General features: G+C 56.2%; 13 protein-coding genes and 4 pseudogenes. 10 read left to right on the forward strand and 7 right to left on the reverse strand.

The genetic code is table 11. The annotated features are described in order from the left end of the window. The 3 genes from BK662_RS19280 to BK662_RS19290 all read left to right on the forward strand — a co-directional run. On the forward strand, window positions 1-684 hold a 684-nt coding region (locus BK662_RS19280), incomplete at its 5' end, for a carbon starvation CstA family protein (protein WP_311196292.1). A gap of 15 nt (window positions 685-699) precedes the next feature. After that, window positions 700-897, forward strand: a complete 198-nt coding sequence (locus BK662_RS19285; protein WP_007900300.1) for a YbdD/YjiX family protein — start codon at window positions 700-702, stop codon at window positions 895-897. A 249-nt stretch (window positions 898-1146) separates the two neighbouring features. After that, window positions 1147-1512 carry a histone-like nucleoid-structuring protein, MvaT/MvaU family gene (locus BK662_RS19290; RefSeq protein ID WP_123359370.1) on the forward strand — a complete coding sequence of 122 codons (366 nt, stop codon included), beginning with the start codon at window positions 1147-1149 and terminating at the stop codon, window positions 1510-1512. 55 nt (window positions 1513-1567) lie between these two features. Here BK662_RS19290 and BK662_RS35555 read toward each other — a convergent pair. Beyond that, window positions 1568-1752: pseudogene (locus BK662_RS35555) on the reverse strand (cysteate racemase); the annotation flags it as partial. 2 nt (window positions 1753-1754) lie between these two features. On the opposite strand from BK662_RS35555, the pseudogene BK662_RS35550 reads away from it, so the two are divergent. Further along, window positions 1755-1925, forward strand: a pseudogene (locus tag BK662_RS35550) (LysR family transcriptional regulator); the annotation flags it as partial. Window positions 1926-2203: 278 nt separating this feature from the next. Here the strand turns inward: BK662_RS35550 and BK662_RS19310 are convergent. After that, window positions 2204-3403: an MFS transporter gene (locus tag BK662_RS19310; protein ID WP_123359371.1), complete on the reverse strand. Its 1200-nt coding sequence runs from the start codon at window positions 3401-3403 to the stop codon at window positions 2204-2206. A gap of 86 nt (window positions 3404-3489) precedes the next feature. After that, window positions 3490-4449, reverse strand: a complete 960-nt coding sequence (locus BK662_RS19315) for an alpha/beta hydrolase (protein WP_375539010.1) — start codon at window positions 4447-4449, stop codon at window positions 3490-3492. 332 nt (window positions 4450-4781) lie between these two features. Between BK662_RS19315 and BK662_RS19320 the strand changes: the two genes are divergently transcribed. After that, a complete protein-coding gene (locus BK662_RS19320; RefSeq protein WP_123359373.1) occupies window positions 4782-5699 on the forward strand; it encodes an AraC family transcriptional regulator in 918 nt (305 codons plus the stop codon). A 141-nt stretch (window positions 5700-5840) separates the two neighbouring features. Next, window positions 5841-6365, forward strand: a complete 525-nt coding sequence (locus BK662_RS19325; RefSeq protein WP_123359374.1) for a cupin domain-containing protein — start codon at window positions 5841-5843, stop codon at window positions 6363-6365. A gap of 311 nt (window positions 6366-6676) precedes the next feature. On the opposite strand, the gene BK662_RS19330 is transcribed toward BK662_RS19325, so the two are convergent. Continuing rightward, on the reverse strand, window positions 6677-7351 hold the full coding sequence (locus BK662_RS19330) for a dTMP kinase (RefSeq protein ID WP_123359375.1): 675 nt from the start codon (window positions 7349-7351) through the stop codon (window positions 6677-6679). A gap of 225 nt (window positions 7352-7576) precedes the next feature. Next, window positions 7577-8179, reverse strand: coding sequence for an NAD(P)H:quinone oxidoreductase (wrbA, locus tag BK662_RS19335; RefSeq protein ID WP_123359376.1), 603 nt, complete (start codon window positions 8177-8179; stop codon window positions 7577-7579). Window positions 8180-8402: 223 nt separating this feature from the next. On the opposite strand from wrbA, the gene BK662_RS19340 reads away from it, so the two are divergent. Continuing rightward, window positions 8403-8816 carry a DoxX family protein gene (locus tag BK662_RS19340; protein ID WP_123359377.1) on the forward strand — a complete coding sequence of 138 codons (414 nt, stop codon included), beginning with the start codon at window positions 8403-8405 and terminating at the stop codon, window positions 8814-8816. A gap of 11 nt (window positions 8817-8827) precedes the next feature. Here the strand turns inward: BK662_RS19340 and BK662_RS19345 are convergent. Both BK662_RS19345 and tagH read right to left on the reverse strand, forming a co-directional pair. Beyond that, window positions 8828-9004, reverse strand: a pseudogene (locus BK662_RS19345) (FAD-dependent monooxygenase); the annotation flags it as partial. 205 nt (window positions 9005-9209) lie between these two features. After that, complete coding sequence (gene tagH / locus BK662_RS19355) at window positions 9210-10619, reverse strand: type VI secretion system-associated FHA domain protein TagH (RefSeq protein WP_123359379.1); 1410 nt, start codon at window positions 10617-10619, stop codon at window positions 9210-9212. A gap of 464 nt (window positions 10620-11083) precedes the next feature. On the opposite strand from tagH, the gene BK662_RS19360 reads away from it, so the two are divergent. From BK662_RS19360 to BK662_RS19375, 3 genes and pseudogenes are all read left to right on the forward strand, one after another. Further along, entirely contained in the window at window positions 11084-13333 is a 2250-nt protein-coding gene (locus BK662_RS19360; RefSeq protein ID WP_123359380.1) for a type VI secretion system Vgr family protein, read from the forward strand. 11 nt (window positions 13334-13344) lie between these two features. Further along, window positions 13345-13503, forward strand: a pseudogene (locus tag BK662_RS19365) (DUF6484 domain-containing protein); the annotation flags it as partial. A gap of 489 nt (window positions 13504-13992) precedes the next feature. Further along, complete coding sequence (locus tag BK662_RS19375; protein WP_123359383.1) at window positions 13993-14532, forward strand: DUF6484 domain-containing protein; 540 nt, start codon at window positions 13993-13995, stop codon at window positions 14530-14532. Window positions 14533-14536 lie beyond the last annotated feature (4 nt).

Raw genomic sequence — 14536 nt, forward strand, 5'->3', positions numbered from 1 at the left:
GGTGAAAACACCATGGCGTTCTGGTACCACTTCGCAATCCTGTTCGAAGCGCTGTTCATTCTGACGGCCGTCGACGCCGGTACCCGTGCAGGACGCTTCATGCTGCAGGACTTGCTCGGCTCGTTCGTGCCAGCGCTCAAGCGCACCGAATCCTGGACCGCCAACCTGATCGCAACCGCCGGTTGCGTGGCGATGTGGGGTTATCTGCTGTACCAAGGCGTGATCGATCCGCTGGGTGGCATCAACACTTTGTGGCCGCTATTCGGTATCTCCAACCAGATGCTGGCTGGTATCGCGCTGATGCTGGCAACCGTCGTGCTGATCAAAATGAAACGCCAACGCTACGTCTGGGTGACCATGCTGCCAGCAGTGTGGCTGCTGATCTGCACCACCACCGCAGGCTTCATCAAGCTGTTCGACGCCAACCCGGCGATCGGCTTCCTGGCGCTGGCGAAGAAGTACAGCGATGCGTTGGCCAACGGGCAGGTTTTGGCGCCGGCCAAGAGCATCGAACAGATGCAGCATGTGATCTACAACGCCTACACCAATGCGACGCTGACTGTGCTGTTTTTGCTCGTGGTGTTCAGCATCCTGTTCTTTGCACTCAAGGTTGGCATTGCCGCCTGGGGCACCAAAGAACGTACGGATAAAGAAGCACCATTCCAGGCTCTGCCGGATGCTTGATGGAGGAGGGTGCCCATGTTCAATGACCTGAGTCGCCTTGGTAAATACCTCGGTCAGGCCGCACGCTTGATGGTGGGCATGCCCGACTACGACACTTACGTTGAGCATATGCAAACCAAACACCCGGACAAACCGGTGATGAGTTACGAGGTGTTCTTTCGCGAACGTCAGGAGGCTCGTTACGGCAGCAAGGCGGGACCGAAGTGCTGTTGATGCGAAACATTTAAGCGGCATTCTGCTTTAGGAGCCCGGCCTGCCGGCGATAGCGATCTTCGAGACGCTACCGTCGGCAAGCCGGGCTTTTTTTGTTGTTGTACTTTTTAGACTTGCCTCTAGGTATCGCATAGGACTTTAAGCTGACGGTTGCGCAGGGTAATTAATCCACTACAAGGATGTAAGGGGACTTTTCTTTAGCTGGCTCTGTCACATGTACATACATTCAAAACACATATGAGGTTTTACATGTCCAAGCTCGCAGAGTTCCGTCAACTCGAAAAACATCTGGCTAAACAGCTCCAGGCTCTCGAAGCACTGAAAGGTGATGCAGGCCTCCAAAAGGAAATTGATTTCGAAAAGAAGCTGCGTGATTTGCTAGCCAAATACGGCTATAGCCTGAAAGACGTGATCAATCTTCTTGAGCCACAAACTGGTCGTCGCGCATCAGCAACCGCGCCGAAATCCGGCACACGCAAGCCGCGTCAGGTGAAGATCTACAAAAACCCAAACACTGGCGAAGTCGTTGAGACCAAGGGCGGCAACCAGAAGACACTGAGGGAATGGAAAGCTAAATTCGGCTCCGCCACTGTCGAGTCCTGGCTGACCAAGTGAGTTGGGTTTGAGTACAAAAAAGGCCCGCGGAGGGCCTTTTTGTAGCTTATACAGGCTAGTACCTGTGAGGCTTGACCGTATTTTCACGGGCAAGCTCGATGCACTTCAATGCCAAAATAGTTGTCGGGTCGATCAACGCCACTGTATGTTCTTTATCTTGTAGGCTTCGCTATGTTCGAGCACCAGAGGCAGCTCTGTGCATCCCAAGATGAGCACATCAGCGCCCAGTTCACATAAATGCTATTGACGAGCTTCAGCGAGGTCAGTTGGTAAAAGCGGGTGGTGATGAATGGAGTACGCGACTGGAGATACGCTCCTACTGCTCCATCACCAATGAGAACCCTACGATGCGCAGTCTATGGAAAACCCTCGAAGGAGCTTCCCGCGATCTCCATGGCAAAACAGCCAGTTGATTGAAGCTCCAAGGCTCGAAAAGCATTCCTCAAGAACACTTAAAGCCAGCGGGGAGGGAGGGTCATCAACTTCGCCTCGCTGGCCGTCATGGATCACCCGAAGAGGACATTGCGCCGGTGCTATTCCTCGCCAGCAAGGATGCACACTTCCTGACGGGTTACAGCCTGACGCCCGACGGTGGCCAAATCATCGACAGCGCACGCTGATCGTCACGTCCAACCTGCGTGCGTATGCTCCCCCGAAACCACAAGATATGCCTTGGCGTGTCTTGTGGTTATCAAGCGATGTTCGCCGCGGCAAGAGGCTCCCGCGATGCTGCGCGTGCAGCCAGGAAGGCAAGAACGGCCGCCACGCCCAGCACAGCGGCGCTCAACTCGAAGGTCGCTCGATAGCCGCTCAAGTCAAAGACCAGGCCGCCAACGGTTGCGCCAGACGCAATGGCTAGCTGGATGATCGCCACCATTAAGCCGCCTCCCGCTTCAGCAGCGTCTGGCAACGTTCTTGCCAGCCATGTCCACCATCCCACGGGCGCAGCAGTCGCAACCAGTCCCCAGAGGCCAAGCAAGATAGTCGTGGTGGCCGCCGAACTACCGAATGAAACAAGCGCCAGTGCAATCACCGCCATCAAGATCGGGATGACGATGAGGGTTCGATGCAGGCCATTTTTCAAGAACGCTTCAATCAGGAAGGTTCCTGCGAGGCCCGCGATACCCAGGACGAGCAACATCAACGACAGTATGGAAACACTGACGTGCGTGACCGTTTCAAGGAACGGGCGCAAATAGGTAAACAGCATGAACTGGCCCATGAAAAACACGCTGACCGCGACCATGCCTAACGCGACCGGCGTGCTTTTCATTAACTTGAAGACGTTGCCAGTGCCTGAACCGCTTTTCGATTTCATCGGAGGAAGGCTTAACAGCAGCCATACACAAGCGACTATCGCGACTGGGATGACGCACAAGAATGCACCGCGCCAGCCAATCAGGGCGCCGAGAAAACTGCCCAATGGCGCTGCAATAACCGTCGCCAAAGCATTGCCGCCGTTGACGATGGCCATTGCGCGAGTGATCTGGTCATCAGGCACCAGGCGCATGGCGGTTGCTGCCGACAATGACCAGAAGCCACCTATCGCAACACCGATCAGCGCGCGGCCGATCATGAACACCCAGTAGTTCGGCGCGAACGCGACCACTGTTCCGGAAAGGATCATCAACAGCGTCAGTGAAAGGAGCAGCGGTTTGCGGTCGACCCGCGCAGCCACCGATGCGATCAGAAGACTGGTGAACAAGGCGAACAGTCCCGAGACGGAGATTCCCTGACCGGCTTGTCCCTCGGTGACGTGTAGATCTGCGGCAATCGGTGTCAGCAGGCTGACGGGCATGAACTCCGATGCCACCAGCACGAAGGCAGCGAGCGACATGGCGAATACGGCGCCCCATGATTTATGGGGCACTGGGAGGAGGTGATCAGTCATTGGTTGAACCCTGTATTGCGCGAAGCGTCGTAGCCCCGAGAACGAGGCTACGAGAGAAGTGATGCCCGGCCAGGGCACCGATCAGGCTACTTGAGGTTGCTTTTGAAGAACGTGGTCAACTTGGCGAATGGAATGAGGTTGACCCGGTCGTAAAGATCCACGTGTCCGGCATCTGGAATAATGAGCAACTCCTTAGGCTCGGCGGCCCGCTTGTAGGCGTCCTCACTGAACTCGCGTGAGTGCGCCTGGGCGCCGGCAATGAACAGCAGCGGGCGAGGGGAGATAGTCTCGATGTCATTGAACGGATAGAAGTTCATGAACTTCACGTTGCTGGTCAGCGTCGGCATGGTGGTTGTCTGCGCCGATGCGCCGGCCGGAGTGACTTCGCCTCGGTGGGTGCGATAGAAATCGTAGAACTCGTCACCCACGGCATTGCCGGTCAGTTTGAGCGGCGTGCCGCCGGTGTAGCGGATTTCGCCACCCTGGAATTCGGCATTGCGCTGCCCGGTGGCGTCGCGAATGATCTGCTGGCGTTGTTCCGCAGTCACTGCGTGTTTGAGACCGTTACGGTTGGCCGCACCCATGTCGTACATGCTGACGGTGGCGATGGCCTTCATGCGCGGATCAATCTTGGCCGCACTGATAGCGAAGCTGCCACTGCCGCAGATACCGAGGACGCCGATTCGCTCAGGATCGACAATTGGGTGAGTGCCGAGAAAGTCCACGGCGGCACTGAAGTCTTCTGTGTAAATATCGGGCGAGACGGCCTGGCGAGGCGTGCCCTCGCTCTCGCCCCAGAAGGACAAATCCAGGGACAGTGTGACAAATCCTTGTTCGGCCATTTTGGTAGCGTACAAGTTCGCACTCTGCTCTTTCACCGCCCCCATCGGATGCCCGACAATGATGGCGGCGTTCCTGGATTTGGGGGCGAGGTCTTTCGGGGTGAACAGGTTGCCCGCCACCTTCATGCCGTATTGATTTTTGAAGGCGACCTTTTCAACGGTCACTATCTCGCTTTTATAGAAGTTGTCCGCGCCGTTTGACATATCGGCTCCCATTGAAGAAAAAGAGGTAACGAGAAGCCCCAGGGCAAGAAAAATTCCTTTCACCGGATAGTCCTTTCGATTGAGTTGTAGTTTGCTGGAGTGTTTTGACCCAAGTGCTTAATCAGCCAACATGGCGTTGTCGATCACGAAGCGATACTTGACGTCATGGGAGATTCCTCAATGGGTGTGTCGGATGAACATTCTCCGGCTCTGCCCATACTCCCTGTAGTGCATTTCGCTGGATTACTTGCCTGATTCTATGAGTCTCTTTTTTTTTGCAGGACGGTCGTGAACTGGCGAGTTAGAGTTCAGCGAAGAGGTACAAGACGAACATGACGATCAAACACGACACCGCGCCTCAACAGACATCGCCGCAAGAAACGCTTGCGCAGATCATCGGTGCGCAGATCCCGAAACCAGGTGATTACGGAACGCCCATTACGGGCCTCGGCTTCTTCAGGCGCGAACATCCATCGCCGCCTGTCGTCTGCATGGTCGAGCCAAGCATCATCCTCGTCGCCCGGGGTGAGAAACAGCTCTGGGTAGGCGGCGAAGGCTACCCGTATGACACATCGCGATTTCTAATCACCTCATTGGACTTGCCTGCCAATTCAGAAGTGCTGGCGGCAAGCCCGGAACAGCCATGCCTGGGACTGACTTTGAAGCTCGATCTGCGCATGCTGGCTGAGCTGATAGCGCAAAGTGACCTGCCACCAACCCGTGATCGATCAGTTGCGAAGGGGGTAGGAATTGGTTCAGTGACCCCTGCAATGCTGGCGTCATTCGAGCGCTTATTGGCACTGCTCGATGAACCGGAATCCATTCCTGTTCTGGCCCCCTTGATTCAACGCGAGATTCACTACCGTCTCTTGCAGAGTGATCAGGCGAGCCGGCTACGACAAATAACTTCTGTCGATGGCCAAGGTTATCGGATCGCCAAAGCCATCGATTGGCTGAAGTTGAATTACACCTCGGCGCTTCGCATCGATGAACTTGCGGCCCGAGTGCAAATGAGCACTCCGACCTTTCACCACCACTTCCGCCAACTCACCACAATGAGCCCCTTGCAGTACCAGAAATGGCTGCGACTGAACGAGGCGAGGCGATTGATGCTCAATGAACATCAGGACGTATCCAGTGCGGCTTATAAGGTCGGATATGAAAGCCCGTCCCAGTTCAGCCGCGAATATAGCCGTCTGTTTGGCGTACCTCCCAAGCGGGATATTGCGGTATTACGAGGGCAGGGGTAGCTATAGAGTCAAGCCGACGTTGCGTTTGCTCACGCTTTTAAACGCTATCGAAATAAAACGACTAAACAACCATTTAGCATAGTTATAATCTATCGACAATATCCTAGTGATAGCTTCGGTATTTTAATGAGGGCAATCCACATGACCAATAGTGAGCTCGACATTCAAATTCCCGACGCTGAAGCAGTGATCGCCGCATTGGTTCTGGAGCCTCACATGGAAGGCGGTTTCTACCGAAGAACCTTTCAATCTGATCACCACGCTATGGTGGAGATCAATGGCGGTCAACGTCACTTGATGAGTTCAATTTATTACTTGCTGACCAAGGATTCACCGATCGGGCATTTCCACCTGAATCAATCGGACATCGTTCATTACTACCATTTGGGAAACCCGATTCAGTACAGCCTGATTTTTCCAGACGGCACGTTGAAAACTGTGGTGATGGGCAGCGACGTTATCGCCGGACAATCTTTGCAGCTGCATGTACCTGGTGGCGTCTGGAAAGCTTCGCAGCTTATGACGGGTTTAGCGGAATACGGATTGATCAGTGAAGCGGTTTCACCAGGGTTTGATTTTGCAGATATGGAGATGGGCAGTCGGCAGAAGCTCAGAGAGCAGTTTCCCGAGCATTCGGAGCTGATTGGGAAGCTGACGCAAGGATGAGGGGCTTGGGTGAATTGAGGGCTTCAAAATCTGCGTGCAACCGGGCTAATCTTGAAACATGATGTTACGTGTAATGTATATTATGTTAAATGATGTGTCTGGGTGGAACTCTACCAAAGGTTCTTTCAAGCTACCAATCCCCGATCCCTGTTCGAGCCAACTCAATACCCCAGCCCCAGCAAACGACACTCGAACCGTCTGATCATGTATGACCCATCCCGGGAAGCTTCGGCTCAGAGTTCGATGACAGGCACCCAGATCAAAGCATCAGCCGGCTACCGCTGCGGCTATAAATCATCCCTTCGATTCTGCTAACGATCTATATCTACGGCTATCTCCGCATCAAGGCCGGCGCAGCGAACTTCGCCTACGGGGCATCGAAGGACTCTATAGATCTCAGAAATCACCTGCATCGTTGCGTCCTCGATCGTTCCTTCGTTACGGCATAAAACCCAGCCGTGATCTGCAATCGCTCGCTCGAACGCCTTGGTACAAGCGACATGTTCTTCCAGCTTATGGATCACAGTACTGCTCAGCCCACGCCGTCGTGCCGCTGCCCTCGCCCATGAAATTTCAGGGGCGGTGACAACCCCGACATGCAGGTCTGGCACTTGCACGTTTCGATCAATGTTCAACTGTAGAATCTCTGCAAACGGGACTATCCGGCGAAACGCGGCATCAGACGGGTACCAGCGATCGATCAAGATGATGCTGCCTGGTGGCTGTTTAGCCAGCACGTGCCGGGAAATCCAGGTACGGCTATCAGCAAAGCGCTCACAAACCTGCAACTCCAAATCCCGAGTGGGATTTCTGACGAGTTTGTTCACGAGGGTCATTGTTTCACCCCTATAGGGATCGCTTTTTTTCTCGCAAAGTCGGATCACCTTTTTATTGTCTGCCCTTAGTACTTTCGTAACGGCCTCCAACAGTGTGGTTTTGCCGGATCCCTTGGGCCCATCTAGAGAAACAAACAGCGGACGATTCATTCTTCACATAACGATTGATATACGGTTTTTTTTGCCCGATTCGTTCGCTGGAACCGCTTGGCGCGACTACGCGAATCGAGTGGAGGGCCCTTATGAACAGACATTGATGAACACTCTAACCCGGTTTCTGGCTAACGGGCCTCAAAATCCAGGGTTACAGCTGCTTATGAACATCGTCGAAGCTCGACTCCTGTCCTGCAACATGTGCCCATTTACGTGTTTGCGTTAACCCGCGATCTTTATTGCAAGCTCAGCGACGTGTTTACCCTGGAAACGCGCAATATCCAGTTCATTTTGTGACGGTTGCCGTTTACCGTCGGCGCCTGCCAGGGTGGTCGCGCCATAGGGTGTGCCGCCGGTGATCTCGCTCATGTTGGTCAGCCCTGCGCAGGTGTAAGGCACACCCACGATGACCATCCCTTGATGCAGGAGTGTGCTGTGGAACGACGTAATAGTGGTTTCCTGGCCACCGTGCTGGGTGCCAGTCGACGCAAAGACACTGCCGATTTTCCCGACCAGCGCGCCGCTCATCCACAGTCCGCCGGTCTGGTCGAGAAACGTGCGCATCTGTCCTGCCATATTGCCAAAGCGCGTCGGTGTACCAAAGATAATGGCATCATAATTGGCCAGCTCGTCAGGTGTCGCCACCGGTGCCTTCTGGTCAAGTTTGACGCCGATGGCTGCTGCCTGTTCGGCCGGGATGGTTTCAGCGACACGCTTGAGCGTCACGTCGGTGCCGGGTACGGATCGTGCGCCTTCGGCCACTGCGCCAGCCATCGTTTCGAGGTGACCGTACATTGAGTAATAGAGAACCAGTACCTTCGCCATGATTTTTCTCCTGGATTAAGCGCCATTCGATGAATTAGGAAGATCTTGGATTAGCGGATTAACACTAGCAGCTCCGTATGCCGCCTGCTGGCAGACAGAGATGCTTTTATCGCCCCTCCCCCGTCCCAGCGCAGCCTGACAATCAGCTGCTAGTGTTAAAAGTGCGCGGTTTCAATACAAGACTTACTTGCGCACCCTCTCTCGCGTCCACAGGCGGCACACCATGAGATACAACCTGTTTGAGAATCAGAGAAACGAGATCATCCTGCTAGCCCGCATCCTTCTAATGATCCTTTTCATCATTTCCGGCTGGGGCAAGCTGACCCACTTTGGCGGTACCGTTGCTTACCTGAGCTCACTCGGCGCGCCCATGCCCATGGTCGCTGCGGGGGTTGCGGTCGTCATGGAGTTCTTTGTCGCCATAGCGATTGTCGTGGGTTTCTACACCCGCCCACTCGCATTTCTCTACGTCTTGTTCGTACTCGGCACAGCTCTGATCGGGCATCACTTTTGGACTATGGTTGACCCAGAGCGCGCGGCCAACATGACCCAATATTTCAAGAACCTCAGCATCATGGGCGGCTTGCTGCTGCTGGGCATTACAGGTCCTGGCAAGTATTCGGTTGATGGCCGATAGCAGCGCGCGCCTTGCGGCCGACTCGCCAGAACCTGTGGGTCTGCCAGCAGTCGGGCCAAAAGCCAGGCATCTTCCAACCCCTGCCCCGCGCCAGCGCCCTGGTGCGGCAACTTGGCGTGGGCCGCATCGCCGATCAGCCCTATGCGGCCGTGCACGTAGCCCGGCAGCTCTTCGAGTTCGTGCAGAGCTCAAAGGGCCGGATACGTTCAAGTGGCATGGTAGGAGTGGCGTTCACTGGCGCGGTCCTTAACGGGCCGCTAGCGTTCGACAATAGCTTTGGCATGTCGTCGGCCTTCTTGATATTTATTATTCAAATTTTGAACTACTGATAGCCAAACAAGATCAATCAACTATTTAATGTCAATTAGCCTTGATATAACTAATTGATGACACTTAGCCTTTGCGCAACTTTGCACTTTGTTCTTCATAAGCACGACTGAATTCGCGCCCGAACAAGTCCTCGAAATCATCTTCGGCCTCTCTGGAAATGCTCGCATAACGTTCCGTGAACAACTCCCAGCATTGCGCTTGACGTGTACCTGGTAGCAAAGCGCCAATACCCGAAGGCTTACTCAAGCGCGCTTCCAATACCTCCGGCTGAAAACGCTTGAGCAGATGTTTGATCGAGGCTTGTACGCCCGCCATAACGGCCAATTGATGCGCTTTGAGGTCGTCGAAGCTTTCCTTGATGGCCTGGTCGGCCGGCATGAAGGCTTGATTGCCGGCGCGCAGTAACAACAGCAGCGCCTCATCGACATTGGGGGCGAATTTGAGGGGATTGTTCTCCACCGGGCGGATCATGGTCTGGGCCATGCGGAACTCGCCCTTGAGACTGGCACGGGCGCGCAGCACCTCGATCAGCCCCTCCACCATATGGCGGTAGCTACGGCCAATGGCCTCCATCTGAGCGCAGGTTTCGTCTCTATCGATCCGCAACTGGTCGAGCCCGGCGCCCCTGAGAAAGGCTTCCAGCACCTCATTGCTGCTCTCATTTGCGGGCGCTGGGGTCGAAACCGCAGCCAACGGGTCGACTGGGGCTGGTGTGCTGCTGTCCATATTCTCCGCCGCCGCGGGCAATGGTTGCGGCTGTGCTTGCGGGGTGGGCGGCGCTACGGGTGTCGGGCCTATGCCCAGCTCGGCGAAGGGGTCCCAATCTCCCGGAATTTCTGGGGTTTCGCCGGTTCCGCTGGCCTGATGGACGCTGGGAGGCTGTGGCTCCGGCGGGCGGAAATCATGGCGCTCGGCCGGCACGTAGTCGGCCACGGCAGACGGCGGCACCGATGGGGGCGCGAGGAAATCAAACAAATCGGAGGGGATATCCGGGGGCGAACCGCTCGACTGGATCGGCTCTCTGCTGGGGGGCGCCGGGGCCGCGCCGGGAATCGCCTGAGGCGCCTGAGGCGCCTGAGGCGTCATCGGCGTATCGACGAGGCCGGCAAAGGGATCGCTCGTTGCAGGCGCCTCGTTGATGATCTGTGGGGCGTCGTTGATCTGCACCAGGATGTCGTACTCGCCCACGCGCAGTCGTTCGCCGTCCCGTAAGGGTTCGCTGTCGCCGCGGTGTATGTGCACGCCAGCATTCACCAACTGCACACCATTGGTGCTGTTGTCGGTCAGGTAGTAGGTGTCGTCACGCAACTGAATGACGCAATGCTGACCGGATACCAGGCGCTCCGGGTCTGGAAGTATCCAGTCGTTCTCGGGGTTGCGGCCGATTTTCAGCTCACCGCGATCAAGCTCGAACTCCGTGCGTTGGCCGGGCGTAAGTTTGTGATAGTTGGTGATTGTCAAACGCAACGGCATTAGCACTCCTTGTACGATATTGCTCCATAACGGCTCGGGTATGCCAACCTGTGCACCTGAGTATAGTCCCTCTGAAACGGTTCAATGTCGTCAAGGTTTTTGCGGTTGCATCCGCTTTTTTTGAATAAATCCTATAACCAAAGAAACTAAATAAATGACCACCGGTCACCTACCTTGAAACGTCTCGGTGTTCGCCCCATTGGTCGGAGAGTTTCTTGACAAGCATTAAACAGCGCTAAGACTTGAACCTGAATTGTTAGAGATGACGCCAAAGTGGCTCTGGACAGAAGGTTAATCCGCAGGAAACGGATTTAGTCGTACGTTCGCTCTGACTGAGTGCCGATTGTGAGGCCGATATGGAGATCATCTCTGTGGTGGATGTACTGCGATGGTTGGACACGATTTCCCCTGACACCCTCGAGAAGGCCGACTGACGCCCGTACACGAGCCAGAGGAAGCCGTTCATGGCAATCACGCAAAACAGCCGCTTGGTGCAGGTCGACAGTCCCCTCGGCGGCGATATCCTGTTGTTGCAGAACATGGAAGGCAGCGAAGAGCTGGGGCGGTTGTTCCACTACGAGCTGGATCTCACCTCCGAAGACCGGGCGATCAAGTTCGATCAGTTGCTGGGCAAGCCGATGGGCCTGACCCTGGAGCTGCACGACGGCGGCAAACGCTACTTCCACGGCATTGCCTGCAGCTGTCGACAACTGACCGGCCACGGCCAGTTCGCCGGCTACCGCGTCAGCCTGCGGCCCTGGCTCTGGCTGCTCACGCGCACCTCGGACTGCCGGATTTTCCAGAACAACACGGTGCCGGACATCATCAAACAGGTGTTCCGCGACCTCGGTTTCTCCGATGTTGAAGACAGCCTGAGCGGCAGCTACCGCCAGTGGGAATATTGCGTGCAATACCGCGAAACCAGCTTCGATTTCGTCAGCCGGTTGATGGAGCAGGAAGGCATCTATTACTACTTCCGCCATGAGCAGGCGCGTCATGTACTGGTGTTGGCCGACGCCTATGGCGCCCACTCCACGGTGGCAGACTACGACTCGGTGCCCTTCTACCCGCCCGACCAGCAAATGCGCGAGCGCGATCACTTCTACGATTGGCAACTGGCGCGGGAAGTCCAACCCGGTTCGCTGGAGCTGAACGACTACGACTTCCAGCGCCCCCGCACCAACCTTGAGGTGCGCTCCAGTGTGTCGCGCAGTCACAGCAACGGCGACCACCCGCTCTACGACTACCCCGGTGAATACGTACAGAGCAACGATGGCGAGCACTACGCGCGTACCCGCATCGAAGCCATTCACAGCCAGTTCGAGCGCGTGCAGCTGCGCGGCCGCGCCCGCGGCCTGGGCTCCGGCCATTTGTTCAAGCTGACCGGCTACGAGCGCGAGGACCAGAACCGCGAGTACCTGGTGGTCAGCGCGCACTACCACATCCACCAGGAGCCCTACGAAAGTGGCACCCAGGATCTCTCCGAGCAGTTCGTTGGCGAACTCGCTTGCATAGATGCCAGCCAGGCCTTCCGCCCCCTCCCCCTGACCCCGATGCCGATTGTCCGCGGGCCGCAGACCGCCGTGGTGGTCGGCCCCGGTGGCGAGGAGATCTGGACCGACCAATATGGCCGGGTCAAAGTGCATTTCTACTGGGATCGCCATGACCAATCCAACGAGAACAGCTCCTGCTGGATGCGCGTGTCCCAGGCCTGGGCCGGCAAGAACTGGGGCGCGGTGCAGATCCCGCGGATCGGTCAGGAAGTGATCGTCAGCTTCCTCGACGGCGACCCGGATCGGCCGATCATCACTGGCCGCGTCTACAACGCCGAACAGACCGTGCCCTACACACTGCCAGCCAATGCCACCCAGAGCGGAGTGAAAAGTCGCTCGAGCAAGGACGGCTCACCGGCCAACTTCAATGAGATCCGTATGGAGGACAAGACAGGTGCGGAGCAACTGTTTATCCACGCCGAGAAGAACCAGGACATCGAGGTCGAGAACGACGAAACCCACTGGGTCGGCCACGACCGCAGCAAGACCATCGACAACGATGAAACCGTGCACGTCAAACACGACCGCACCGAAAGCGTGGGCAACAACGAGACCATCACCATCGGCGTCAACCGTACCGAAAGCGTCGGCAGCAACGAGACCATCAGCATAGGCAGCAACCGTACGGAAAGCGTCGGCAGCAACGAGACCATCAGCATAGGCAGCAACCGCACGATCAGTGTCGGCGCCAGTGAAACCGCGACCGTGGCCCTGCAGCGCACCCATGCGGTAGGTATCAACGAGACGATCGCCATCGGTGCCGCGCAGGAAGTTGTCATCGGTGCCTTTCAAACGGTGAATGTCGGGGCCTACCAAAACGTCAACGTGGGCCTCTACCAGTCGACCAATGTGGGCGCCAACCGCTCGGTGGACGTCGGAGCCAATCTTTCAACGACGGTAAAAGCAAACGAATCGCGCAAGGTCGGCGCAGGACGCACAACCGATATCGACAAGGACGATGCGCTGACGGTGGGCAAGGATCTTGTCATCAATGCCGGTGACTCAGTGACCATCACGACCGGCAAAGCCAGCATCGTCATGAAGAAGGACGGCACCATCAGCATCCGCGGCAAGGACATCACCATAGACGGCTCCGGCGCGATCAACATCAAGGCCAGCAAGAACGTGGTGATCAAGGGACGCAAGATCCTGCAAAACTAGGAGTGACGCGTATGACGGTTCAATACCCACTACCCAGCCAGGCCCGCATCGATGGCGTGGTCATCGGCGTCCTGCTCGAACTGCCACAGGCCAGCGCGCCCTTGGTGACCTACCCCGGCTGCCCCGAGGAACAGAGCATCGCCGCCCGCAGCACCACCCTGCTCGCCCCTGCAGTGTTGTCGCTGACCGAGGAGTAAGTATGATCTTCTCTTCCGTCCGGTGCGTGATGGAGTTGGGCCGCCGACCCGACGCGGCCCCCGCAAGGGTTGTCGGAAAAACCCGCAGGGCGATCTTCGCCTCCTTCTCAAACGGATTGTGGAGCGTAACTGCCGTAGCGTATCGGCCCGGCACCAATGGCGTGCATGCGCAACACATGCCGGCCTTGCCCCCACAAGCGAAGGTGATAGCGTAACGATAGATTGTGCTTTCTCTCGTGGGAGGGACTTTGAATCACGCAATTGCTCTCAAGACTTTTCCGAAGAAATTTCATTGACACTCGTGACACCTCAGCTAACTTTCATTTACCTATGAGCAAAGGGCCCGCCGGACTTGGCTATCAATATAGTTGCACACCAATGCTTGCCCTCTTTAGTGACGAGAGCAGTTGATCGAGCGTGAGGGTCTCATAAAGCACTTTATTACACAGGGAGAAGTGTTCCATGAGTGACCTAAAAATTGATATCCCCCAACAGGCGCAGGAAGAAGTCCCGCTATCCCCACAAGGGGCATATTCCACTTCATGTCTTTCAACAGCGTCAAAGCAGCCAGCGCCTATCGATTTTCACAGCGCAGTGACAGGCCGTTTACTCGGCATGATCGATGACGGGCAAATACCACTGGTGTCGTGGTCCGAGCAGGAATCCTCCATCGCTCAACCGGCACGCAGCCTCGTCGATCTGCGCAACGATCACGTCGGTCGGGAAGTCTTGTTGATGTTCGAGCAGGCCGACCAACGTCGGCCCATCGTTATGGGGGTGCTACGGGCCAAAGAAAATCGACCACAGGCGTTAGTACCGCTGGAAGTCAGATATGACGGCGGGCGTGTGCTACTGGATGCCGATACGGAACTGGTCCTTCGCTGTGGAAAGTCTCATTTGACTCTACGTCAGGATGGACGGGTGGAGGTATACGGAGAAACCATTGTCACCCGTGCTGCTGGAGCCAACAAAGTACAGGGTGGCTCTGTCCAGTTGAATTGAGGTT

The sequence above is a fragment of the Pseudomonas frederiksbergensis genome (genome assembly GCF_003732275.1).
GTDB lineage: Bacteria > Pseudomonadota > Gammaproteobacteria > Pseudomonadales > Pseudomonadaceae > Aquipseudomonas > Aquipseudomonas frederiksbergensis_H.

Coding starts and splice junctions, on each gene's coding strand:
- BK662_RS19360 (WP_123359380.1), top strand. CDS start 11,084: ATGGCAATCACGCAAAACAGCCGCTTGGTGCAGGTCGACAGTCCCCTC.
- BK662_RS19325 (WP_123359374.1), top strand. CDS start 5,841: ATGACCAATAGTGAGCTCGACATTCAAATTCCCGACGCTGAAGCAGTG.
- BK662_RS19375 (WP_123359383.1), top strand. CDS start 13,993: ATGAGTGACCTAAAAATTGATATCCCCCAACAGGCGCAGGAAGAAGTC.
- BK662_RS19315 (WP_375539010.1), bottom strand. CDS start 4,449: ATGTCAAACGGCGCGGACAACTTCTATAAAAGCGAGATAGTGACCGTT.
- BK662_RS19320 (WP_123359373.1), top strand. CDS start 4,782: ATGACGATCAAACACGACACCGCGCCTCAACAGACATCGCCGCAAGAA.
- BK662_RS19330 (WP_123359375.1), bottom strand. CDS start 7,351: ATGAATCGTCCGCTGTTTGTTTCTCTAGATGGGCCCAAGGGATCCGGC.
- tagH (WP_123359379.1), bottom strand. CDS start 10,619: ATGCCGTTGCGTTTGACAATCACCAACTATCACAAACTTACGCCCGGC.
- BK662_RS19340 (WP_123359377.1), top strand. CDS start 8,403: ATGAGATACAACCTGTTTGAGAATCAGAGAAACGAGATCATCCTGCTA.
- BK662_RS19290 (WP_123359370.1), top strand. CDS start 1,147: ATGTCCAAGCTCGCAGAGTTCCGTCAACTCGAAAAACATCTGGCTAAA.
- wrbA (WP_123359376.1), bottom strand. CDS start 8,179: ATGGCGAAGGTACTGGTTCTCTATTACTCAATGTACGGTCACCTCGAA.
- BK662_RS19285 (WP_007900300.1), top strand. CDS start 700: ATGTTCAATGACCTGAGTCGCCTTGGTAAATACCTCGGTCAGGCCGCA.
- BK662_RS19310 (WP_123359371.1), bottom strand. CDS start 3,403: ATGACTGATCACCTCCTCCCAGTGCCCCATAAATCATGGGGCGCCGTA.